This is a genomic window from Streptomyces sp. NPDC060049 (assembly GCF_042736715.1).
Lineage (GTDB): Bacteria > Actinomycetota > Actinomycetes > Streptomycetales > Streptomycetaceae > Streptomyces.
The window spans coordinates 312,962-335,915 of sequence record NZ_JBHWVV010000003.1 but is presented as its reverse complement, the minus strand read 5'-3'; the positions used below and the strand labels follow the sequence as shown (position 1 = coordinate 335,915).

Here is a 22,954-nt window from a genome sequence, read left to right as displayed (position 1 = left end):
AGCGAGGCCGTGGCCTGAGGGAATCACCGCGTCATGAACCACAACGCGCCCCTCCCCCTCGCCCACCTCACCGGCAGCCGCCCCCGCGTGCTCACGCTGGCCCAGCTCCGCGAGCACGGCGTCTCCGCCTCCGACGCCGCCGGGCGGCCCTGGCAGCAGATCCTGCCCGGGGTGTTCCTGCTCCACCCCGGCCCCGCGACGAGCGAGGAGCGGCTGCACGCGGCCCTCCTTTACGCGGGGCGGCGCGGCGGCGAAGTCATGATCACCGGGCTGGCGGCCCTCGCGCTGTACCGGTTCTCCTCGGCTCCCGCCCTGCTCGGCCTGCCCCACATCGACGTCCTCGTACCGAACACCCGCCGCCTGCGGTCCACCGGGCAGGTCCGCATCGTGCGGGCGCACACCCCGCCCCGCCCGGTGGAGGTCACCGGGCTCCCCGTCGCGCCGGTGGCCCGCGCCGTCGCCGACGCCGTCGCCCAGCTCTCCGACGCCGGCACGGTCCGCCGGCTGCTCAGCGAGGCCGTGCGCGCCGGGCACTGCGAACCGGCCGCCGTGGTGCGGGAGCTGACGGTGGGCCGGCTGTTGAACCGGCCGCACGTCGTGGACGCCGTCGAGTCGCTGCTCGCGGAGGGCCGGGCCATCGCCGAGGACCGGCTGTACCAGCTCGTACGGGGCTTCGAGCTGCCCGAGCCGGTCTGGAACGTGGACCTGCGGCTGCCCGGCGGCCCGCACCTGGGCGGGGTCGACGCGTACTGGCCCGAGCAGGCGGTCGCCGTGGAGATCGACACGCGGGCCCCGCGCCAGGGCGAGGACGAGGAATGGTCGGAGTCGGTCCGCAAGCGCGAGTCGCTGGAGCGGTGCGGTGTGACCGTCCTGCACGTCACCCCGCAGAAGCTCCGCGACTGGCCCGAGCAGCAGGCGGCGGTCCTGCGGACCGCCCTGACGGCGTCCGGGGACCGGGAGCCCGCCGCCTACCTCGTCGTACTGCCCAGGTGAGGCTGCGGCGGCGAAGGCGGCGGCTACGGCGCCGGGGCCATTGGATTGGCCGGCGAGTACTCCGGGGCGCTCCACCGCAGCCGTCCCGGGTGCGCGCTGCGGACCACCGCGTCGACCCGGAAGCGGACCCGCCGCTCCCCGTCCGCCCCGAACTCGGGCTCGGCCCGCCCGCTGAGCTGCAGCAGCTCGCCGCTCTCCCAGTCCGGGAACAGCAGCCCGGCCCGCGGGTCCGCCATCAGGTTCCCCAGCGTCAGGAACATCGCGTTGCCGGCGTAGTCCGGCCAGACGAGCTCGGTCGGCGAGAGCACCTCGACGAAGCCCGGCATCCCGCCCCGGTGGCTCGCGTCCGCCCCGTCCTCCCCGGCGGTGGTGGCGACGAAGAAGGTGTCGGCGGCGCGCACGGCCCGCATCCGGCCGGGGGTGAGCGCGTCTCCGCGCCACAGGACACCCTCCCCTTCGGCGGCGAGCGATACCGGCTGCCGCTTCTGGAGGTACTTGGGGCAGTTGGCGAAGACCTCCTCGGCCGCCACCGCGAACCCGCCGGGGGCCGGATCCAGGGTTCCGTTGAGCCTCATCCTGCGCCGGGTGCGCGGGTCGAGGGAGATGGTCCCGACCCGGGTGCCCGCCGTGGCCAGCGCCTCGGCCAGCGGATCCCCCTCGGGCACCCCGCCGGCGACCGCGATCCGGTCCGGCCCGGTGGCCCGCACGAAGCCGGGGGCGCCGGTCAGCATCGAGGCCCACAGCCGTCCGCCGGCGTCGGAGGCGCCGACGACCAGGTGCGGCTGCAGCTCCAGGAAGACCCCGGCCACTTCCTTGATGTACGGGGTGATGGAACGGCCGACGTGGACGGCGTGCTCGCGGACGCCGACCCGGTCCTGGACGGCGAGGGAACCCCAGTGGTACCCGGAATGTCCGGAGTGTCCGGAGTGCCCGGACATTAGAAGAACCCGCAGGTCGGGGCCCCCGCGGTGGGGGCGTCGGAGCCTCCGGCGCCGGTCGGCGCGAAGATCTCCAGGCGGGTGCCGTCCGGGTCGTGGAAGAAGATCCCGCCCGAGGCCGAGCCCTCCGCGTGGGAGACGACCCCCTCGTACTTGAAGTCGACGCCCAGGCCCCGCAGCCGCTCCTCGTACGCCCGGACCTCCTCGATGCCGTCGGTGGAGAGCGCGAGGTGGTGCAGTCCGGCCGTGCCCGGCGCGTAGCCGTCCTCGGCCTGCTGCCACAGCGTGAGGACCAGCTCGTCCCCCTGGCCGAGGAAGGCGTGGGCGCCGCCGCCCTCCCCGCCCTCGCCGAGCACCTCGAACCCCAGGGCGTCCCGGTAGAAGGCGAGCGACCGCGCGAGGTCGGTGACGCTCAGCCCGATGTGGCCGGTGCGCAGCTTGCTGATGACAGCCGTCATGGCCGCCCCCTTTCGACAGCAGCCCCTCATGGGGCTTTTCGATCTCTCCGTGTTCTAACCCTCTATCTTTAATTTAAAGGTTAGTCTCGATGGAGTCAACCGGTCACGTACCCTTAGAGGGTTAGTTCGGCAGACCCGGAGGAACGCGAGATGGCGACACCGGCGGCGGACCCCCGCCCCCTGACCGGCGAACCGGTGGCCCTGGACCTGGTGAACACGCGCTGGATGCACGAGGGCGAACAGGTCGACCTCTTCGCCGGGGCCTTCGGCCTCACCCGCGTGGAGGGGCTCGCGCTCTGGCTGGAGAGCGCCGGGCTGGCCGGCCGCTTCCGCGCCGACGCCGCGACCCTGGTCCACCTGCTCACCGCCCGCGAGTCGCTGGCCCGCGCCATCGCCGACCCGGCCGACGAGAGCGCCCGCGCCCTGGTCGACGCCGTCCTGGAACACGGGCGGATCCGCGCCACCCTCACCGCCGAAGGCCCCGGCGAGCGGGCCGAGTTCGACGACCCGTCCTGGGGTCCGGCCTGGACGGCCGCCCGCGACTACCTGGAACTGCTCGGATCCGACCCCGGCCGGATCCGCAAGTGCGCCTCCGAGACGTGCGTACTGCACTTCCACGACACCTCGCGCAACGGAACCCGGCGCTGGTGCTCGATGTCGGCCTGCGGAAACCGGGCGAAAGCCTCCCGCCACTACGCGCGCACGCGCGAGCGCTGAACGCCCCGAAGTTGTCACACCCGATCTGAGACCGGGCCGGGCCCCGACCCTGACGGATGGTCGGGAAGTCTATAAATCAATCTTTCACCCAGAAGGTTCGCACCGGATCATCCCGGTACGGGCCTTCTGGCGCATCCGGCACTCTGGCGGGAATCCGCCACGGCAGGTCTCGGTCAGTGACAACCCTCCCCAAAGAGCTGTCACTTGCGCGAGGCTGACCGGTCATCCGGCACCGAAATCCGGACCGTATCTTTCACTTAGCCAGGGATGCTGATGACCCTCGACTCCCCCAGCTCCATATCCGCGACCCGGCGCGCCGTGCGCGTCGCGGCCGCGGCCGGCCTGGTGGCCGCCCTCGCGGCGGGCGGCGCCATGCCCGCCTTCGCGGTCACCGCCGCCGATGCCCCCACGCCCAACCCGGCGGTCAAAACGGCTGACCAGAAGCTCGGTTCGGCTGACGTCGAACTGCTGCAGGAAGCCAAGTCCAAGGGCGAGAAGACCGTCACCGTCATGCTCGCGACCGCCCCCGGCGAGACCCAGCAGGTGGCGAAGCAGCTCGACGACGTCCAGGGCGCCTCGGTCGGCCAGACGTACGACAAGCTCGGCTACGTCCGCGCCACCCTGCCGACCGACAAGGCCGAGGGCGCGCTGAAGGCGGCCGCCAAGCTGTCCTCCGTGCACGGCATCGACCTGCGGCACGAGATCCAGCTGCCGGACCCCCGTCCGGACGCGGACCGCGCGACCGCCGCGGTCCAGAAGACCGCCGCCGGGGCATACCCCGGGCCGGACAAGAGCACCCCGGCGAAGAACCCGTACAACCCGTCCTTCGAGACCGGTGCGCTGGACTTCCTCAAGAAGAACCCGAAGGCCGACGGCCGCGGGGTGACCATCGGCGTCCTGGACTCGGGCGTGGACATCGGCCACCCGGCGCTCCAGAAGACCACCACCGGCGAGCGCAAGATCGTCGACTGGGTCACCGCGACCGACCCGCTCGCGGACGCCGACGCCACCTGGCGGGCGCAGATCACCCCGGTGACCGGTGGCACGTTCACCGCGGGCGGCGCGAGCTGGAAGGCCCCTGAGGGCTCGTTCCAGTGGAGCCGCTTCACCGAGTCGATCACCGCCACCGGTGACATGAAGGGCGACGTCAACCGGGACGGGGACACCACCGACCGGTTCGGCATGCTCTACGACCCGGTCGCCGGGACCGTCCGCGTCGACACCGACCAGGACGGCGACTTCACGAACAACGAGCCGATGAAGCCGTACAAGGACGGCTACCAGATCGGCTACTTCGGCACGGACAACCCGGCGACCGACGTCGCCGAGCGCATCCCGTTCGTGATCGAGATCCGCAAGGACGTCCCGATGGACCCGCTGGGCGGTGACTGGGTCGGCAAGAAGGCCGACTTCGTCAACATCGGCATCATCGAGTCCGAGCACGGCACGCACGTCGCGGGCATCACCGCCGCCAACGGCCTCTTCGGCGGCGCGATGAACGGCGAGGCGCCCGGCGCGAAGATCGTCTCCTCGCGCGCCTGCTCCTGGTCCGGCGGCTGCACCAACATCGCGCTGACCGAGGGCATGATCGACCTCGTCGTCAACCGCGGCGTGGACATCGTCAACATGTCGATCGGCGGCCTGCCGGCGCTGAACGACGGCAACAACGCGCGCTCCGAGCTCTACAAGAACCTCATCGACACCTACGGTGTCCAGCTCGTCATCTCGGCGGGCAACGAGGGCCCCGGTATCAACACCATCGGCGACCCCGGTCTCGCGGACAAGGTCGTCTCCGTGGGCGCGGCGGTCTCCAAGGAGACCTGGGCGGCCAACTACGGCTCCGCCGTGAGCAAGAAGTACAACATGTTCCCCTTCTCCTCGCGCGGTCCGCGTGAGGACGGCGGCTTCACGCCGACGATCACCGCCCCCGGCGCGTCGATCAACTCCATCCAGACCTGGCTGCCCGGCGCGCCGGTGGCCGAGGCGGGCTACACCCTGCCGGCCGGTTACGGCATGCTCCAGGGCACCTCGATGTCCTCGCCGCAGGCGGCGGGCGCCAGCGCCCTGCTGATCTCGGCCGCCAAGCAGCAGAACATCGCCCTCACCCCGGCGACCCTGCGCATCGCGCTCACCAGCAGCGCGAAGAAGATCGACGACGTCCCGGCGCACGCCCAGGGCGCGGGCATGATCAACATCCCCGGCGCGTGGGAGTCCATCCAGCGCGGCGCGAAGGCCAACGAGTTCACCGTCTCGGCGCCGGTCGACACCGCGATCGACCAGTTCCTGAAGACCCCGGGCTTCGGCACCGGCGTCTACGACCGTGAGGGCGGCCTGAAGGTCGGCCAGAAGAAGGTCTACAACGTCGTCGTGACGCGCACCACCGGCGTCAAGTACGGCACCCCGCACAAGCTCAGCTGGCGCAACAACGACGGTACGTTCAAGCTCCTCACGGACTACGACTACGTCACCCTGCCGTTGAACAAGCCGGTCACCATCAAGGTCGAGGCGAAGGCCAAGTCGGCCGGCGTCCACAGCGGCATCCTGCAGCTCGACGACCCCTCCACCGAGGGCATCGACAAGCAGATCCTCTCCACGGTCGTGGTCTCCACCCCGCTGGCGAAGCCGTCGTTCTCCTACTCGGACACCTCGTCCGTGCAGCGCAACAGCCACAAGTCGTACTTCGTGACCGTCCCCGCGGGCGCCAAGACCCTCGAGGTCGCCCTCGGCGGTCTGAAGCCGGGCAGCCAGACCCGCTTCATCTCGATCCACCCGTACGGTGTGGGCGTCGAGGACAGCGCGACGACCCAGTGCTACCCGAACTACGACAACCCGGCGAACCAGTGCCGCCCCGACCTGCGGTCCTACCCGAACCCGCAGCCGGGCGTCTGGGAGATCGAGGTCGAGTCGCGCCGTACGTCGCCGCTGCTCGACAACCCCTTCAAGCTGGACGTCTCCGTGCTCGGCGCGGCCTTCGACCCCGCGGTCAAGGTCCTGCCCGAGGTCAAGCAGGGCACCCCGGCGCCGGTCCAGTGGACCGTGAAGAACGACGGTGCGGCCATCTCCGGGGGCAAGCTCCAGGGCGGCCCGCTCGGCTCCGCGAAGGTCGCCAAGCCGACCATCGCCGCCGGTGAGACCCACACCACCGAGGTCACGATCGGCGAGGGCGTCTCCCGCCTCGACATCGCGATCGGCAAGGTCTCCGACACCGCCGCGGACCTCGACCTCGACGTCTACAAGGACGGCGTCAAGGTCGCCTCCTCCGCCGACGGCGACTCCGAGGAGGCCGTGAGCCTCGTCAACCCGGCCGCGGGCACCTACACCGTCGAGGTGTTCGGCTACGCGATCCCGTCCGGCTCCACCACGTACGACTACCGCGACGTCTACTACTCGGCCGCCCTGGGCACCGTCCAGGTCGACGAGGCCGCCGCGGTCAACCTCGCCAACGGCGCCTCGGCGTCCGTCTCCGCGAACGTGCTGGTCAACAGCGCCGCCCCGGAGGGCCGCCAGTTCTTCGGCGAGGTCAAGCTGCTCAACGCCCGCGGCACCGCCGCCGGCACCGGCAGCGTGCAGATCGAGAAGGTCCTCCCGTAACGGAGCGACCGTGTGACGGCAGGACCGCATGACCGCATGACCGTGTGACCACACGGCGGAGGGGCGGGTACCCGATCGGGTGCCCGCCCTTTCCGCTGCCCCTCGCGCCCGTCGTCGAAGCGGCCCCCGGCCCGCGACGCCCGGGGCCCGTCCGTACTACGGACAATGGATTGGACAAGCGGCCCGGGGTCGCACGCATGATGGAGCAGGCTTGCACCAGCTGTACGTACCAGAAGGAGTCACCGTGAGGGTCGGAATCGTCGGAGCCACCGGACAGGTCGGCGGAGTCATGCGCGGCATCCTCGCCGAGCGCAAGTTCCCGGTGGACGAGCTGCGCCTCTTCGCCTCGGCCCGTTCGGCCGGCTCGACCCTCGAGTGGGAGGGCCGCGAGATCACCATCGAGGACGCCTCCACGGCCGACTACTCCGGCCTGGACATCGTGCTCTTCTCCGCGGGCGGCTCCACCTCGAAGGCCCTCGCCGAGAAGGTCGCCTCGCAGGGCGCCGTGGTCATCGACAACTCCTCCGCCTGGCGCCGCGACCCCGACGTCCCCCTCGTCGTCTCCGAGGTCAACCCGCACGCGATCAAGAACCGTCCCAAGGGCATCATCGCCAACCCGAACTGCACCACGATGGCCGCGATGCCGGTGCTGCGCCCGCTCCACGACGAGGCCGGCCTGACCTCGCTGATCGCCACCACCTACCAGGCCGTGTCCGGCTCGGGCCTGGCGGGCGTCGCCGAGCTGAAGGGCCAGGCCTGCGCGGTCTCCGAGGCCGCCGACCAGCTGACCTTCGACGGCGGCGCGGTGGAGTTCCCCGAGCCGCAGGTCTACCAGCGGCCGATCGCCTACAACGTGGTCCCGCTCGCGGGCAACCTCGTCGACGACGGCTCCTTCGAGACGGACGAGGAGCAGAAGCTCCGCAACGAGTCCCGCAAGATCCTCGAGATCCCGGAGCTCAAGGTCTCGGGCACCTGCGTGCGCGTGCCGGTCTTCTCCGGCCACTCCCTGCAGGTCAACGCCCGCTTCGCCCGCCCGTTGAGCGTCGAGCGCGCCTACGAGCTGCTGAAGGACGCTCCGGGCGTCGAGCTCTCGGAGATCCCGACCCCCCTGCAGGCCGCCGGCAAGGACGCCTCGTACGTGGGCCGCATCCGCGCCGACGAGACCGCCGAGAACGGCCTCGCGCTGTTCCTCTCGAACGACAACCTCCGCAAGGGTGCCGCGCTGAACGCGGTCCAGATCGCGGAGCTCGTCGCCGAGGAGCTGCGCGGCTGATCCGCGCACGCGCACGGGACGAAGGGGCGGCGCCGTCACGGCGCCGCCCCTTCGTCTTCGGGCCGGGATCACCGGGCCGGCGGGCCCTACGCCCTGCGGACCTCGAAGAGGTAGCAGCCGAATTCGGCCGCGCGGACGTGGACGAGGGCGGTCCGCGGGTCCGCGAAGGCCTCCGTCAGCGCCCGGTCGACCACCGCCTCCGGGTCCTCGGCGAGAGCCAGGACGCTGCCGCCCAGGATGTGGCCCGCCGCGTCGTAACGGCGAGCCGTGCGCAGGGCGCCGGGCTGGGCGAAGGGGAGGCCGGCCCCCGCGGCCGGTCCGCCGCAGTCGCCCGCGTGGACGAACACCGGGCCCTGCTCGTCGTAGGCGCCCGGGTCGGCCCCCGTCTCCGCGGCCCAGCGGCGCAGCGGGGCGTAGGAGACGAGGGCGATCCGTTCGCCCGGGACGCTGCGGCGCAGACAGCAGCGGAGCGGGGCACCGCCCTCGGAGTCCTCGTAGGGCAGGCAGGGCCGCCCGGCGTCGTCGATGGCGCGCAGGGAGGCGAGGACGTCAGGGGCGATGGGAAGCACGGTGTGAGCGGTCATGCGGTCCACTGTGCGCGGCCGGGCCCGACGAAGCTGGCGGAAATCGGACATCGCGTTCGCCGGTGGATTACTCCGGCGCGCTGGCCCGGACCGCGTGGAAGGATGGCGGGCACCGTCACCATCGAAGGAGATGAACGCGTGCCTGGCACGAATCTGACCCGTGAAGAGGCTCAGCAGCGCGCAAAGCTGCTCAGTGTCGACTCGTACGAGATCGAGCTCGATCTCAGCGGAGCGCAGGAGGGCGGCTCGTACCCCTCCGTGACCACCGTGCGCTTCCAGTCCGCCGAGGCCGGCGCCGAGACCTTCATCGACCTGGTCGCGCCGGCCGTGCACGAGGTCGTCCTCAACGGCAAGGCCCTGGACGTGGCCGCCGTCTTCCGGGATTCCCGGATCGCGCTCGCCCACCTCGCCGCCGGAGCCAACGAGCTCCGCGTCGTCGCCGACTGCGCCTACACCAACACCGGTGAGGGCCTGCACCGTTTCGTCGACCCGGTCGACGAGCAGGCCTACCTGTACACCCAGTTCGAGGTTCCGGACGCGCGGCGGGTCTTCGCCAGCTTCGAGCAGCCGGACCTGAAGGCCACGTTCCAGTTCACCGTGAAGGCCCCCGAGGGCTGGACGGTCATCTCGAACTCGCCGACGCCGCAGGCCTCGGACGTCAAGGACAACGTGTGGGTCTTCGAGCCGACCCCGCGGATCTCCTCGTACATCACGGCCCTGATCGTCGGCCCGTACCACGCGGTGCACAGCTCCTACGAGGGTCCGGGCGGGCAGTCCGTCCCGCTCGGCATCTACTGCCGGCCCTCGCTCGCCGAGTTCCTCGACGCCGACGCGATCTTCGACGTGACCCGGCAGGGCTTCGCCTGGTTCCAGGAGAAGTTCGCCTACGACTACCCCTTCGCGAAGTACGACCAGCTCTTCGTGCCGGAGTTCAACGCGGGTGCGATGGAGAACGCGGGCGCGGTCACCATCCGCGACCAGTACGTCTTCCGCTCGAAGGTGACGGACGCGGCGTACGAGGTCCGCGCCGAGACGATCCTGCACGAGCTCGCGCACATGTGGTTCGGCGACCTGGTCACCATGGAGTGGTGGAACGACCTGTGGCTGAACGAGTCGTTCGCGACGTACACGTCGATCGCCTGCCAGGCCTACGCCGAGGGCTCGAAGTGGCCGCACGCGTGGACGAGCTTCGCCAACTCCATGAAGACCTGGGCGTACCGGCAGGACCAGCTGCCGTCCACGCACCCGATCATGGCCGACATCCGTGACCTGGACGACGTCTTGGTCAACTTCGACGGCATCACGTACGCCAAGGGCGCCTCGGTGCTCAAGCAGCTCGTCGCCTACGTCGGCATGGACGCCTTCTTCAAGGGCGTGCAGGCGTACTTCAAGGCGCACGCGTACGGGAACACGCGCCTGTCCGACCTGCTGGGCGCCCTGGAGGAGACCTCCGGCCGCGATCTGACCGCCTGGTCGAAGGCGTGGCTGGAGACGGCCGGCATCAACATCCTGCGCCCGGAGATCGAGACGGACGCGCAGGGTGTCATCACCGCCTTCGCCGTCCGCCAGGAGGCCCCGGCGCTGCCCGTCGGCGCCAAGGGCGAGCCGGTCCTGCGGCCGCACCGCATCGCGGTCGGCCTGTACGACCTGGCCGACGGCAAACTGGTGCGCACCGACCGGATCGAGCTGGACATCGACGGCGGCCTCACCGCCGTACCGGAGCTCGTGGGCCGTACCCGGCCGGCCGTCGTGCTGCTGAACGACGACGACCTGTCGTACGCCAAGGTCCGCCTGGACGAGGTCTCGCTGGAGAACGTCACCGCGCACCTGGGCGACTTCACCGAGTCGCTGCCGCGCGCCCTGTGCTGGGCCTCGGCCTGGGACATGACCCGCGACGGCGAGCTGGCGACCCGCGACTACCTCGCCCTCGTCCTGTCGGGCATCGGCAAGGAGTCGGACATCGGCGTCGTCCAGTCGCTGCACCGCCAGGTGAAGCTGGCGGTCGACCTGTACGCCGACCCGGCGTGGCGCGAGCAGGGCCTGGCCGTCTGGACGGAGGCCACCCTGGAGCACCTGCGCGCTGCCGCGCCGGGCAGCGACCACCAGCTGGCCTGGGCCCGCGCCTTCGCGGCGACGGCCCGCACCGAGGGGCAGCTGACCTACCTGTCGGCGCTGCTGGACGGCGCGGCGGAGATCGAGGGCCTGGCCGTCGACACCGAGCTGCGGTGGGCGTTCCTGGAGCGCCTGGTCGCCACGGGCGTCGCCGGCGAGCCGGCGATCGCGGCCGAGCTGGAGCGGGACAAGACGGCTGCGGGCGAGCGCCACGCGGCGACCGCCCGGGCGGCGCGTCCGACGGCGGAGGCCAAGGCGGAGGCCTGGGCCTCGGTCGTCGAGGGCGACTCGCTCCCGAACGCGGTGCAGGAGGCGGTGATCGGCGGATTCGTCCAGACCGACCAGCGTGAGCTCCTCGCCCCGTACACCGCGCGGTACTTCGCGGCGGTCAAGGAGGTCTGGGACACCCGCAGCCACGAGATCGCCCAGCAGATCGCGGTGGGGCTCTACCCGTCCCTCCAGGTCTCCCCGGAGACCCTCGCGGCGACGGACGCCTGGCTCGCCTCGGCCGAGCCGAACGCGGCCCTGCGCCGCCTGGTCTCGGAGTCCCGCGCGGGCGTCGAGCGCGCGCTGAAGGCCCAGGCAGCGGACGCCCTGGCCTAGGCCGTCCGACCGGCTCGCGCCGCTGCCGGGGCTCTGCCGCAGCAGCGGCGCCTCGAACGCCGGCGGGTCGAGAGGTGCCGCTGCGCGGCATCTTTCGGCCCGCCGGCGTTCGAGGGCCCGGGCCGGGCCGGCGCCCGGTTCCGGGACGGGGGCCCGTTCCGGGACGGGGGCCGGATGGGGGAAAGCGCCGCGCAGCGGCTACCCCCGCCCCACGGCAGCCACTACCCCCGTGCGACGGCGACGTTCCGCAGAGCGGCGAGCGCGTGGGACACCGCCGGGGCCGATTCGGAGCCCCGGCGCAGGGCCGCGATGACGTGCCGGGTGGGCCGGTCGTGGGACAGGACGCGGACGGCGACGCCCGGAGCGCGGCTCGCCACCATGCGCGGGACCAGCGCCACCCCCATCCCCGCCTCGACCATCGCCAGGATCGCGGTCCATCCGGACGCCGAGTGGGCCTGTTCGGGGACGAAGCCGGCCGCCTCGCACGCGCTGCGGGTGATCTGCGACCAGGGGCCGCTGCCGCCGTAGATCCACGGGTCGCCGGACAGGTCCGCGAGCCGCAGCTCCGGCGCGCCGGCCAGCGGGTGCGCCGGGGGCAGGGCCACGTCGAGCGGGTCCTCCAGCAGCGTCGTGCGGGTGAAGCGGGGGTCCCGGGCGGTCGGGGCGTGGGCCGCGAGGGAGAGTGCCAGGTCGACGACCCCGGCGGACAGCAGCTCGTAGGACTCGGCAGCCTCGGTCTCCCGTACGCGGACCTCCACCGCGGGGTGCGAGAGCCGCAGCGCGGCGACCGCCGGGACGACGAGGACCGGTACGGCGGTGGAGAAGGCCCCGATCCGGACCTCTCCCGCCTCCCCGGCCACGTACCCGGCCAGTTCGGCCTCGGCCCGCTCCAGTTGGGCGAAGACCGCCTCCGCGTGCCGCAGTACGAGGTGCGCGGCGTCGGTGAGGCGGACCCGTCGGCCCTGGGCCTCCAGCAGGGGGACCCCGAGCTGCCTGGCGAGGTTGGTCAGCTGCTGCGAGACGGCCGAGGGCGTCATGTGCAGCGCCCCGGCCGTCGCGGTCACGGTCCCCTGGTCGGCGAGGGTCCGCAGGATCCGCAGCTTCTTGATGTCCCACTCGGTCATGGGGCCGAACCTACCGCCGGGCCCCGAGGCCCACGCCGCCCAGGATGAGTGCCATGCACAGCAGCTGCGCCGGGCCGGTCCGCTCGCCGATGAGGAGGAAGCCGAGGCCCGCGACGCAGACCGGCTGGAGGTAGTAGACGACTCCCGCGCGGGCGGCGCCGATTATCGAGACGGCCTTGTTCCAGGCGAAGAAGGCGACGGCGGAGGAGAGGACGCCGACGTAGAGGAGCATTCCGGCGGCGGAGGGGGTGGCGTGGAAGCCGCCCTGGACGCTGAGGGAGATCGCGTACGCGGGGGCGAGCATCAGCGCGCCGAGGACGAAGGTGCTGATCAGGAAGGTGAGGCCGCCCAGTTCGGCGGGCTTGCGCTTGAGGAGCGCGCTGTACGTGGCGAAGGACAGGGCGGCGCCGAACATCCACAGGTCGCCCGCGGCGAAGTCGAAGCGGATCGATCCCTTGCCGACCAGGAGCAGCACGCCGAGGGCCGCGAGGGCCAGTCCGAAGGTGCGCCGGGGACCGAGCCGTTCGCCGCCGAGGCGGGCGTAGAGGGCCATGACGACCGGTGCCGCGGCCATGATCATGCCCATGTTGGAGGCCGAGGTGGTCAGTCCGGCCTGGTGCACGAGGGTGTTGTAGAGGGCGACGCCGAAGAGCGTGGCCAGCGCGATGTAGCCGAAGTGCCCGCGGATCAGGGCCCGCTGCCGCCAGGCCTGCCTGGCGGCGAAGGGGGCGACGGCGACCGCGGCGATGGTCCAGCGCCAGAACACGGCCTGCACGGGCGGGATGCTGTCCGCCATGCCCCGGGTGGCGACGAAGCTGCCGGACCAGACGACCGTCGCGAGCAGGGCGAGGAGCACGCCGAGGCCGGTGGCTCCCTTGGTGGCACGGGTGTCCGCGCCGGCGGGCTGCTCTGTCTGCGAAACGGTACGGGCGCGGTCCATGACGGCCACTGTGTGTCTCTCCTTCGGGTCTGGGGCGGGTCGCAGGACCTACCGTCGCACCGGGCCACCCGTCAGGTCCATCGAAACATTGCGATCGGTTCCTTCAGGAGAATCGAACGATCGGGCCTCGGTCCCGGCCCGCGGCGCCCCGGCCACGACCTGACCCGCGACGGTCGCCCCGAGGGCGATCACCATGCCCACCACCTGCACGGGCGACAGCGCCTGCCCGAGGGCCGCCCATCCGATGACGGCGGCGGTCAGCGGGGAGAGCATGCCGAGCAGGGTGACGGAGGTTGCGGTGAGCTGCCCGATGCCGCGCACCCAGAGCCAGTAAGCCATTCCGGTGTTGATCAGCATCATGTAGCCGTAGCCGAGGTAGGCCTTCGCGTCGAGCGCCGGCGGCGCCCCCTCCACCAGTACGGCCATCGGGATGATCATCAGTCCGCCCGCGGTGAGCTGCCAGCCGGCCATCGCCAGCGGCCCGGCACCCTCGGGCCGCCCCCAGCGCTTGGTCATGACGGTGCCGGCACCCATGGAGGCCGAGGAGACCACGCCCGCGGCGAGCCCGATCAGGTCGAGCGCCGCCTCGGCGGTCAGCACGACCATGCTCACACCGAGGGCTCCGACGATGGCGACCAGCACGGTCCGCGGCCGCGCCCGCTCCCCGAGCAGCAGGGCGGCCAGTCCCACGACGAACAGCGGGCCGGCGGCCCCGAGGACGGCCGCGACCCCGCCGGGCAGGCGGTAGGCGGCGAGGAAGAGCAGCGGGAAGAAGGCGCCGATGTTGAGTGCGCCCAGGACGGCGGACTTCCACCACCACTGGCCCTTGGGAAGGGTCCGGGCGAGGGCGGTCAGCAGCAGTCCGGCGGGCAGGGCCCGCATCACCGCGGTGAACAAGGGCCGGTCGGGCGGCAGGAGTTCGGAGGCCACGGCGTATGTGGAGCCCCAGGAGACGGGGGCCAGGGCGGTCAGGGCGATGACGGCGACGCGCTTCATGGCGGATGCTCCTCCGGCGGGAACGAGTAGCTTGCTGGCAAGTAGCTTAGCACTAAGCTACTTGCCAACAAGCTACTTTCTTGCCAAGGGAGAAGCGGAAGCCGGATACTGCGCCCATGACCGAGCCCCAGCCCGCGCCCGCGGGCGAACGCCCGACCGAGCCCGCCGCCGACGCCGTGACCGCGCCCGCCAAGGACCCCGTCGACGCGATCGCCGACCAGTGGGCGGTGGTCCGTCCGGACCTGGACACCACGCCCATGGCCGTCTTCGGCCGGATCTTCCGGATCGCCAGGGCCATGGGCGACGAGATGGAGCGGGCCTACTCGCGGTACGGAATCGCGCGCGGGGAGTTCGACGTCGTCGCCACGCTGCGCCGAAGCGGAAGCCCGTACACGCTCTCGCCCCGCCAGCTGTCGGCCACGCTGATGCTCACCACGGGGGGCATGACGGGACGGCTGGACAAGCTGGAGAAGGCGGGGCTGCTGTGCCGCAAGCCCGATCCGCACGACCGGCGGGGGCTCCAGGTGACGATCACGGACCGCGGGCTCGCACTGATCGACGAGGCGGTCGAGGCGGGTCTGGCGGTACAGCGCGCGGCGCTCACCGGCCTCGACGAGGCGGAGGTCGCGGCCCTCATCGCGCTGCTGCGCAAGGTGATGGCGGGGACCCCGTAGTGGCTCCGGGTACGACAGGGCGCCGAGGGTCCGTGCGGACCCCCGGCGCCCCGGAAGTTTCGAGTGGAGCGAACCCCCGGAGGGGTCAGCTCTCCTTCGGCTGGTCGCGCGACTTGTCGCCGACGATCACCAGACCGGCGATGACCAGGAACAGCACGATCGGCAGGGCCACGTAGAGGCCCAGCGTCTCGGCAATGCTCAGGCCCGGGCCCGGGTCGTCGCCGTCGTCGCGGGTGACCGCGAGGGCGGGAGACGTCATCAGCAGCATCATCAGCGTCGTTCCGGCCGTGACGGCGCCGGCGCGCAGAGCGTTCTTCTTGTCCACGGTGCAAACGTAGCGAACACCTAAACGACCCGCGCGCCCGGGGGTGCCGTACGGGTCCGCACTCCGTCCCGCACCGCGCTCAGCAGGGCGTTCGCGCGCGGCGACGCGACCAGCGCCTCCAAGGTCAGCGGCCGGCCCTCCGCATCGGCGAGCGGAAGCCGCCAATTGGGGTACTGGTCCCAGGTGCCGGGCAGGTTCTGCGGCCGCCGGTCCCCCACCGCGTCGGGCAGCCAGACCCCGACCATCCGGGCCGGGGTGCGCGCCAGGAACCCGTACAGCGCCCGTACGGCGGCCTCCTCGCCCTTGGTGTCCAGCCCGAGGTCCTCCAGTACGTCCATCCAGCGCGCGGTGTCGGCCGCGTCCTCGGCGCGCTCCCGCTCCAGCGGGCGGGTCAGCAGGCCGAGCCGGTCGCGCAGTTCCACATGGGTGCCGGACAGCTTGGCGGCCGTGGGCGGCAGGTCGTGGGTGGTGGCGGTGGCCAGGCAGTCGGCGCGCCAGCGTTCCGCCTCCAGCGGCTCCCCGTCGCCGCCCCAGTCCCGCTCGAACCAGAGCACCGAGGTGCCCAGCACCCCGCGCCGGGCCAGAGCCTGACGGACCCCCGGCTGCACGGTGCCGAGGTCCTCGCCGATCACCAGGGCGCCGGCCCGGTGTGCCTCCAGGACCAACAGGGCGAGCATGGCCTCCCCGTCGTACGAGACGTAGGCGCCTTCGGCGGGCGGGGCCCCCTCGGGGATCCACCAGAGCCGGAACAGTCCCATGACGTGGTCGATGCGCAGGGCGCCCGCGGAGCGCAACACCCCGCGCAGCAGGGACCGGAAGGGCTCGTACCCGGTGGCGGCGAGGGTGTCGGGGCGCCACGGCGGCAGCCCCCAGTCCTGCCCGCGCGCGTTGAAGGCGTCGGGCGGGGCTCCGACGCAGACGCCCTCGGCGTAGTGCCGCGAACCCCGGACGTCCGAACCCGCGGGGTGCACCCCGACGGCCAGGTCGTGCACGATGCCGACCGCCATCCCGGCCTCCTTGGCGGCCCGCTGCGCGGCGATGAGCTGGGTGTCCGTCAGCCAGACCAGCCAGCGGTGGAAGTCCGCCCGGGCCTTCGGGTCCTCCCCGGCGTGCGCCGCGCACCAGGCGGCGTGCCGGTCCAGCTCGGCGCCCTGCTCGGCGCGGAAGTCCCCGTAGGCCGCCTCCCGCTCGGGGGCGCGCGGGACGGCGTACAGGAGCTCCAGGGCGGCCCGCTTCAGGGCCCAGACGGCGTCCCGGTCGATCAGCGCCCCCTTCTCCAGCACTTCGCGCCGCAACTGCGCTCCCCGCTCCGCCAGTTCCGCGAGGGCGGCCCGGTCCGGACTGTCGGCGTATTCGGGCACGTCCTCGATCCGCAGGTGCACCGGGTCGGGGAAGCGGCGCGAGGAGGGCCGGTACGGGGACGGGTCGGTCGGGGTGCCGGGCACCGCCGCGTGCAGCGGGTTGACCTGGACGAAGCCTGCCCCGTGCACCCGGCCCGCCCAACCCGCCAGCTCCGCCAGGTCCGCGAGGTCGCCCATGCCCCAGGAGCGCTCCGAGAGCAGCGAGTACAGCTGGACGAGGAGCCCGTGGGTCCGCTCGGGCGCGGCGGGGGCCCGGTCGGGGGCGACGATCAGAGTGGCGGTCGCGGTACGGCCGTCGGGGGCCTCGGCGTGCACCTGGTGCACGCCGGGCGGCGGCTCCCCCGGCAGCCCCGCGGCGACCCCCGCGGGCCCGGTGCGGGATCCCGCCGGCCCGGAGGCCGCCCCCGCCGGCCCGGAGGCCGCCCCCGCCGGCCCGGTGGCGGCTTCCGTCACCCCGCCGCCCTCCAGCTCCAGCCGCGTGCGGGTGCCCGCGGGCAGCGCGGTCAGCTCCACGGGCGCCCTCGACCCGGCCCACCACACCAGCACCCGCGGCAACAGCCGGTACGCCGCGTCGTGTTCGGCCACCGCCAGGTCCGCCCGTACGGACTCCGCGGTACCGGTGTCCGCCCCCAGCTGCCGCAGTACGGCAGCGATGGTGGCCTCCGGAACCCGGACGGTGACGTCCTCGGCGGGCTGGTAGGTGGTGGCGACGCCGTACAGCGCCGCCAGCCGGGCGAGGTCGTCCATCGGATTCCTTGTCTAATCACCCGCGGCGGCAGCCGCGGCGGAGGTGGTCGGCTCGCTGGTCAGCGGGGCCTCGCAGATGAGCGGGGGCTCGCTGGTCAGGGGGGCGTGCGCGGCGTCGGCGAGCGAGGGCTCGCTGGTCAGGGGCGCTTCGCACGGTCCGGCCTGCGCCGGCAGGTGGGCCAGCGGAGGGAGCCGTTTGGTGGCTTGGGCGGTTGCCGGGGCGGGGGCGGATGTGGCGGTGTTCGGGGTCTCGGTGTTCACGGCAGGCACTCCTTTGTGCGTGAGGATCGGTCAGGAACATGGAACACCGCCGGAGAACACCGCAGCCATACCCAGTCGGACGCACCGCATTCCTGGCCGATCCCGGCCAGATCACCCACCGGCGTTGACACCCGGCCGTACGGATGGTGGGGTCGGGCCCATTCGTACGGTCGGGGGACGACCCGGGACGAGGAGGCTGCGTGCAGCTCGGGGGCAGGAAGCGCGCGACGGCCGCGGCCGTCGCCGTCATAGGGACGCTGCTGGGCGGCTCCGTGACCGCCGGTCCGCCCGGCGCCTTCGCCGCGACGGCCGCGCCGGGAACGCCCGGTGGGCCCACCGCTGCCGGTGCGGCCGCGCCCCTCCTCGACCCCTCGCCCGCTCCCTCGGGCGCCCCCGCACCCGGCCCCGGCGCCGCTCCCGGGCGCGACGCCACCGAGGGGCCCGCGGTGTGGCCGCGGCCGCAATCCATGGCCGCCGATCCGGCGCGCGAGGTGCCGCTGGGCACCGAGGCCGTGCTCGTGCTGCCCGCCGGAGCGGACCCGTACGCCGCCCAAGTGGTCCGGGAAGCCCTGCGGGAGGCGGGCGTACGGACCCTGCACGAGCGGGCCGACACGGAGCCGCTGCCCGCGCTGGTCCCCGTCGTACGGTTCCAGGGGCCCGGCGCCGAGCGGGCGTTGGGGCTGCTGGGCGCGACCGCGGCGGCCGATCTGCCGGCCGGCGGCTACCGGCTGGCGGTGGGCAGGGCCGAGGGGCGGGACACGGTCGCGCTGGCCGGCGTCGGCGAGGACGGGCCGTTCCACGCGGCGCAGACGCTGCGTCAGCTGCTGGCCCAGGGCGGCGGGAAGGTGCCCGGGGTCCTGGTGCGGGACTGGCCGTCCGCGCCCGTACGGGGGATCACCGAGGGGTTCTACGGAACCGCGTGGACGGCCGCACAGCGGCTCGCGCAGGTCGACTTCATGGGCCGCACCAAGCAGAACAGGCTGCTGCTCGCCCCCGGCGACGACCCGTTCCGCACGACGGACTGGCGCCGGGACTACCCGGCGGAGCGCGCGGCGGAGCTGCGGACGCTGGCCGAGCGGGCACGCGCCAACAAGGTCGTGCTGGCGTGGGCGGTCGCGCCGGGGCAGTCGATGTGCCTGTCCTCGGCGGCCGACCGGGCGGCCCTCGCGCGCAAGCTGGACGCGATGTGGGACCTCGGGTTCCGTGCCTTCCAGGTGCAGTTCCAGGACGTCAGCTACACGGAGTGGGGCTGCCGGGCCGACCGGGAGCGGTACGGCAAGGGCCCGGCGGCGGCCGCGAAGGCGCACGCGGAGGTCGCCGGGGAGCTGGCCGGGTACCTGGCCGGCCGCTATCCGGGGGCGCCCGCCCTGTCACTGCTCCCGACGGAGTACTACCAGGAGGGCGCGACGGCCTACCGGACGGCTCTGGCCGGAGCGCTGGACGGCCGCGTCGAGGTGGCATGGACGGGCGTCGGCGTACTGCCGCGCACGATCACCGGGCAGGAGCTGGCGGGTGCGCGCTCCGCGCTCGGGCACCCGCTGGTCACGATGGACAACTACCCCGTCAACGACTGGGATCCGGACCGGATCTTCCTCGGCCCCTACACGGGCCGGGACCCGGCCGTGGCCGGCGGTTCGGCGGCCGTACTGGCCAACGCGATGCCCCAGGCCGCGCTCTCGCGCATCCCGCTGTTCACGGCCGCGGACTTCACCTGGAACCCGCGCGGCTACCGGGCCGCCGCGTCGTGGGCGGCGGCCGTCGCCGAGCTCGCCGGCCCGGACCGGGGAGCCCGCGAGGCGCTGGCGGCGCTGGCCGGCAACAACGCCTCGTCGGGCCTGGCCCAGCCGGAGTCCGCGTACCTGGCTCCCCTGGCCGAGGAGTTCTGGCGGGCGCGCGGCGCGGGCGACCCGGCGGCCGGAGACCGGCTGCGGGCCGCCTTCCGCGTCCTGCGCGAGGCACCCGGACGGCTGCCCGGCCTCGCCGAGGAGGCGGGGCCCTGGCTGTCGCGGCTCGCGCGCTACGGAGCCGCCGGTGAGCTGGCCCTCGATGTCCTGCAGGCGCAGGCGCGCGGCGACGGCGCGGCGGCCTGGCAGGCGTCGCGGCTCCTCTCGGCCGATCTCCAGGCACTGTCCGACAGCGCGGCCGTCGACGTCCGGGTGGACAAGGCGGTGCTGGACCCCTTCCTCGCCCGGGCCCGGGCCGAGGCCGACGCCTGGACCGGCGCGGCCCGCGAGACGCCCGGCACGGTCTCCCGCGCGCCGGACTCCTGGACGGTCCGGCTGTCCACCGCACGCCCGGTCTCGACGGTGACCGTCATGACCGACCCGCTGCCGCCCGGGAGCCGGGGCGCGGTGATCGAGGCGCACGTACCGGGCGAGGGCTGGCGCGAGGTCGCCGAAGCGGCGGCCTCCGGCTGGACCCAGGCGGACGTCGGCGGTCTGCGGGCCGACGCGGTCCGGCTCGTCTGGTCGGGCACCGCTCCGGCCGTGCACGGGGTGGTCCCGTGGACGGCTGACGGCCCCGAAGCCCGCTTCGAGCTGGCCGACACCGTGGAGGCGGAGATCGGCGGCGCCGCGCAGCGGGTCCGCGCGTCGCTGTCCGCGCTGCGGCCCGGTGAGGTCCGGGGCGCCCTGTCGGCGGCGCCTCCGAAGGGCATCGAGGTCCGCCTGCCCGCCACCGCGGTGGCCCCGCGCGGTACGACGGTCACCCTCCCGGTGGACGTCACGGTGGCGGCCGGCACCGCCCCGGGCACCTACGAGGTCCCGGTCGCCTTCGGCTCGCAGACCCGCGTCCTGAAGGTGCGGGCCTTCCCCCGGACGGCGGGGCCGAACCTGCTGCGCCACGCCAGGGCCTCGTCCTCGGCCGACGAGACCCCGCAGTTCCCGGCCTCGGCGGCGCTCGACGACTCCCCCGCGACCCGCTGGTCGTCCCCGGCGGTGGACGGGGCCTGGTGGCAGGCCGAACTCCTCCCGGGACCGGCCCGCGTCGGCCTGCTGCGGTTGTGGTGGCAGGACGCGTACCCGTCCCGGTTCCGGGTGGAGACCTCCGAGGACGGCGTCTCCTGGCACCCGTCGGCGACGGTGGCCTCCCGCGGCGGGGAGGACACCGTCCACCTGGATCCGACGGCGGCGCCGGCCCGCTTCGTCCGCGTCACGTGCGAGACCCGGGCCACGCGCTTCGGCTGCAGCCTCCTGCGGGCGGAGGCCTTCGCCGTGGCCCCGTAACCGGGGTCGGGGCGCCGCCGGGCGGGGGGCGGGGCGCGTCAGGAGGCCGCGGCGGCCGGGATTCCGATGCGGTCGAGCGCGGCTTCCGCCCCGTACGGCTGGAGGTACGGCATCCAGCAGGGATCCCGGTGCCCCGTCCCGATGATCCGCCAGGCCAGTCCGGACGGCGGAGCCGGATCGTGCCGCAGGCGCCAGCCCAGGTCGACCAGGTGCCGGTCGGCCTTGACGTGGTTGCAGCGGCGGCACGCGGCGACGACGTTGTCCCAGGCGTGCTGCCCGCCCCGGCTGCGCGGGACGACGTGGTCGACGCTGGTGGCGACGGCCCCGCAGTACATGCAGCGGCCGCCGTCCCGGGCGAACAGCGCGCGGCGGGTGAGCGGAACGGGCCCCCGGTAGGGGACCCGCACGAAGCGCTTGAGCCGTACCACGCTGGGCGCGGGGACGGCCCTTGTCGCGCTGTGCAGAAAGGCGCCGGATTCTTCCAGGGAGATCGCTTTGTTCTCCAGGACGAGGACGAGCGCGCGACGGAGCGGTACGACGCCGAGGGGCTCGTACGACGCGTTGAGGACCAGGACGTGCGGCACGGACTGCCTCCTTGTACGCCGGCGGCGCGTGGCTCGCGCCGGGACGATCTGCTTTCCAGTCTCCCCTTACGGCTGGTCGAAGCGCCACCACGCGCCCGTAACGGGTCCGAGGTGTTTTCGACCACACCCGCCTTCCTCCCCGCGTGAGTCTGGTCTCTCCCTCGAACACTGCAACAAGCTAGGGCGAGTGCCCCGTTAGGGTGGATGGTCTGCTCGCACCCACCCTTCCGCGAGCAGGACGCTACATCTGGAGGTTCCCGCCGTGCCCAGGCATGCCGCCCTGCTACCCCTCGCAGCCGACACCCCGGACGCGTCCACGACGATCAGAGAGACTCACGAGAGCGTCACCAACGCGGCCAGTTTCATCGAGGAGAACTGGGCCGGATGGCTGTACCTGGGCCTGCGGATCCTGCTCATCCTGGTCATCGCCTTCGCCCTGCGCTCGGTCGTCCGCAAGTCCCTGACCAAGCTGATCACCCGGATGAACCGCGGCGCGGAGGCCGTGGAGGGCACGGCCCTGGGCGGTCTGCTGGTGAACGCCGAGCGGCGGCGCCAGCGGTCCGAGGCGATCGGCTCGGTCCTGCGTTCGGTGGCCTCGTTCCTGATCCTCGGCACGGCCGGGCTGATGGTCCTCGGTGCGCTCGACATCAATCTGGGTCCGCTGCTCGCGAGCGCCGGTGTGGCCGGTGTGGCGATCGGTTTCGGCGCCCGCAACCTGGTCACCGACTTCCTCTCCGGCGTGTTCATGATCCTTGAGGACCAGTACGGCGTCGGCGACAAGATCGACGCCGGGGTGGCCTCGGGCGAGGTCGTCGAGGTGGGTCTGCGGGTCACCAAGCTGCGCGGCGACAACGGGGAGATCTGGTACGTCCGCAACGGCGAGATCAAGCGGATCGGCAACCTCAGCCAGGGGTGGGCCACGGCGGGCGTGGCCGTGCAGGTCAAGCCGACCGAGAGCCTCTCGCGCATCCGCGAGGTGGTGCAGGACATCGCCGACAGCATCGCCAAGGAGTCCCCGTGGGACGAGCGGCTCTGGGGTCCGGTGGAGGTACTGGGCCTGGACGAGGTGCTCCTGGCGTCGATGACGGTGAAGGTGTCGGCGAAGACGATGCCGGGCCAGCAGTTCGCGGTGGAGCGCGAACTGCGCTGGCGGATCAAGGAGGCCTTCGACGTCGCGGGCATCGGGATCGTCGGGGGCCTGGCGGCGGCCGACGAGGAAGAGGCTCCGGCGGATCCGGCGGCAGCGGTCGCGCCGCCGTCGGCGCTGGCGAACCCGGCCTCCCCGCAGTCCCTGGCGACCGTGCCGATCCCGTCGGCCGCCGGCGGTCCGGGTTCGGGCCCCCGCATCACCAAGTAGCACCCGCACCACGAAGTAGCACCCGCCCCACGAGCGAACCGCTGCCCCCGCAGGCCGACCTGCGGGGGCAGCGGCGCGTACGACGCCGGCGG

At 73.2% G+C, this 22,954-nt stretch carries 18 protein-coding genes; 8 read left to right on the top strand and 10 right to left on the bottom strand.

Annotation, left to right across the window (positions count from 1 at the left end):
- The first annotated feature begins 33 nt into the window (after positions 1-33).
- The gene (locus ACFWBY_RS06740) at positions 34-993 is read left to right on the top strand and encodes a hypothetical protein (protein WP_385340802.1); all 960 of its coding nucleotides are present in this window, start codon (positions 34-36) and stop codon (positions 991-993) included.
- A 23-nt stretch (positions 994-1,016) separates the two neighbouring features.
- Here the strand turns inward: ACFWBY_RS06740 and ACFWBY_RS06735 are convergent, their stop codons facing one another.
- Together ACFWBY_RS06735 and ACFWBY_RS06730 are read right to left on the bottom strand one after the other, a co-directional pair.
- Positions 1,017-1,931 (bottom strand): pyridoxamine 5'-phosphate oxidase family protein, encoded by a 915-nt coding sequence (locus ACFWBY_RS06735; protein WP_385340800.1) that lies wholly within the window; start codon positions 1,929-1,931, stop codon positions 1,017-1,019.
- Positions 1,931-2,389 carry a VOC family protein gene (locus tag ACFWBY_RS06730; RefSeq protein ID WP_385340798.1) on the bottom strand — a complete coding sequence of 153 codons (459 nt, stop codon included), beginning with the start codon at positions 2,387-2,389 and terminating at the stop codon, positions 1,931-1,933. The genes ACFWBY_RS06735 and ACFWBY_RS06730 overlap by 1 nt, the downstream gene beginning before the upstream one ends.
- A 150-nt stretch (positions 2,390-2,539) precedes the next feature.
- On the opposite strand from ACFWBY_RS06730, the gene ACFWBY_RS06725 reads away from it, so the two are divergent.
- From ACFWBY_RS06725 to ACFWBY_RS06715, 3 genes are all read left to right on the top strand, one after another.
- On the top strand, positions 2,540-3,106 hold the full coding sequence (locus ACFWBY_RS06725) for a CGNR zinc finger domain-containing protein (protein WP_385340797.1): 567 nt from the start codon (positions 2,540-2,542) through the stop codon (positions 3,104-3,106).
- A 273-nt stretch (positions 3,107-3,379) separates the two neighbouring features.
- Positions 3,380-6,697, top strand: coding sequence for a S8 family serine peptidase (locus tag ACFWBY_RS06720; protein ID WP_385340795.1), 3,318 nt, complete (start codon positions 3,380-3,382; stop codon positions 6,695-6,697).
- Between the two features lie 244 nt (positions 6,698-6,941).
- Positions 6,942-7,970 (top strand): aspartate-semialdehyde dehydrogenase, encoded by a 1,029-nt coding sequence (locus ACFWBY_RS06715; RefSeq protein ID WP_385340793.1) that lies wholly within the window; start codon positions 6,942-6,944, stop codon positions 7,968-7,970.
- A gap of 86 nt (positions 7,971-8,056) precedes the next feature.
- Here ACFWBY_RS06715 and ACFWBY_RS06710 read toward each other — a convergent pair whose 3' ends face one another.
- A complete protein-coding gene (locus ACFWBY_RS06710; protein ID WP_385340791.1) occupies positions 8,057-8,554 on the bottom strand; it encodes a DUF1203 domain-containing protein in 498 nt (165 codons plus the stop codon).
- A 138-nt stretch (positions 8,555-8,692) separates the two neighbouring features.
- Between ACFWBY_RS06710 and pepN the strand changes: the two genes are divergently transcribed.
- Positions 8,693-11,269, top strand: coding sequence for an aminopeptidase N (gene pepN, locus ACFWBY_RS06705; protein ID WP_385340789.1), 2,577 nt, complete (start codon positions 8,693-8,695; stop codon positions 11,267-11,269).
- A 221-nt stretch (positions 11,270-11,490) separates the two neighbouring features.
- On the opposite strand, the gene ACFWBY_RS06700 is transcribed toward pepN, so the two are convergent.
- The 3 genes from ACFWBY_RS06700 to ACFWBY_RS06690 are packed head-to-tail and all read right to left on the bottom strand — an operon-like array spanning position 11,491 to position 14,329.
- Positions 11,491-12,393: a LysR family transcriptional regulator gene (locus ACFWBY_RS06700; protein ID WP_385341141.1), complete on the bottom strand. Its 903-nt coding sequence runs from the start codon at positions 12,391-12,393 to the stop codon at positions 11,491-11,493.
- A 10-nt stretch (positions 12,394-12,403) separates the two neighbouring features.
- Entirely contained in the window at positions 12,404-13,333 is a 930-nt protein-coding gene (locus ACFWBY_RS06695) for a DMT family transporter (protein ID WP_385341139.1), read from the bottom strand.
- Between the two features lie 48 nt (positions 13,334-13,381).
- Positions 13,382-14,329, bottom strand: coding sequence for an EamA family transporter (locus tag ACFWBY_RS06690; RefSeq protein WP_385341137.1), 948 nt, complete (start codon positions 14,327-14,329; stop codon positions 13,382-13,384).
- A gap of 116 nt (positions 14,330-14,445) precedes the next feature.
- Between ACFWBY_RS06690 and ACFWBY_RS06685 the strand changes: the two genes are divergently transcribed.
- Positions 14,446-15,003 carry a MarR family winged helix-turn-helix transcriptional regulator gene (locus tag ACFWBY_RS06685; protein ID WP_385341135.1) on the top strand — a complete coding sequence of 186 codons (558 nt, stop codon included), beginning with the start codon at positions 14,446-14,448 and terminating at the stop codon, positions 15,001-15,003.
- Between the two features lie 85 nt (positions 15,004-15,088).
- On the opposite strand, the gene ACFWBY_RS06680 is transcribed toward ACFWBY_RS06685, so the two are convergent.
- From ACFWBY_RS06680 to ACFWBY_RS06670, 3 genes are read right to left on the bottom strand one after another with little or no spacing between them, the layout of a single operon-like run.
- On the bottom strand, positions 15,089-15,328 hold the full coding sequence (locus tag ACFWBY_RS06680; protein ID WP_385341133.1) for a hypothetical protein: 240 nt from the start codon (positions 15,326-15,328) through the stop codon (positions 15,089-15,091).
- A 20-nt stretch (positions 15,329-15,348) separates the two neighbouring features.
- Positions 15,349-17,436: a 4-alpha-glucanotransferase gene (locus ACFWBY_RS06675; RefSeq protein ID WP_385341131.1), complete on the bottom strand. Its 2,088-nt coding sequence runs from the start codon at positions 17,434-17,436 to the stop codon at positions 15,349-15,351.
- Positions 17,437-17,448: 12 nt separating this feature from the next.
- Positions 17,449-17,697, bottom strand: a complete 249-nt coding sequence (locus tag ACFWBY_RS06670; RefSeq protein WP_385341129.1) for a hypothetical protein — start codon at positions 17,695-17,697, stop codon at positions 17,449-17,451.
- Between the two features lie 200 nt (positions 17,698-17,897).
- Between ACFWBY_RS06670 and ACFWBY_RS06665 the strand changes: the two genes are divergently transcribed.
- Positions 17,898-20,921, top strand: a complete 3,024-nt coding sequence (locus ACFWBY_RS06665) for a beta-N-acetylglucosaminidase domain-containing protein (RefSeq protein WP_385341125.1) — start codon at positions 17,898-17,900, stop codon at positions 20,919-20,921.
- 38 nt (positions 20,922-20,959) lie between these two features.
- On the opposite strand, the gene ACFWBY_RS06660 is transcribed toward ACFWBY_RS06665, so the two are convergent.
- Positions 20,960-21,505: an HNH endonuclease gene (locus ACFWBY_RS06660; RefSeq protein ID WP_385341123.1), complete on the bottom strand. Its 546-nt coding sequence runs from the start codon at positions 21,503-21,505 to the stop codon at positions 20,960-20,962.
- A 262-nt stretch (positions 21,506-21,767) separates the two neighbouring features.
- On the opposite strand from ACFWBY_RS06660, the gene ACFWBY_RS06655 reads away from it, so the two are divergent.
- Positions 21,768-22,862 carry a mechanosensitive ion channel family protein gene (locus tag ACFWBY_RS06655; RefSeq protein WP_385341121.1) on the top strand — a complete coding sequence of 365 codons (1,095 nt, stop codon included), beginning with the start codon at positions 21,768-21,770 and terminating at the stop codon, positions 22,860-22,862.
- The last annotated feature ends 92 nt before the right edge of the window (positions 22,863-22,954 follow it).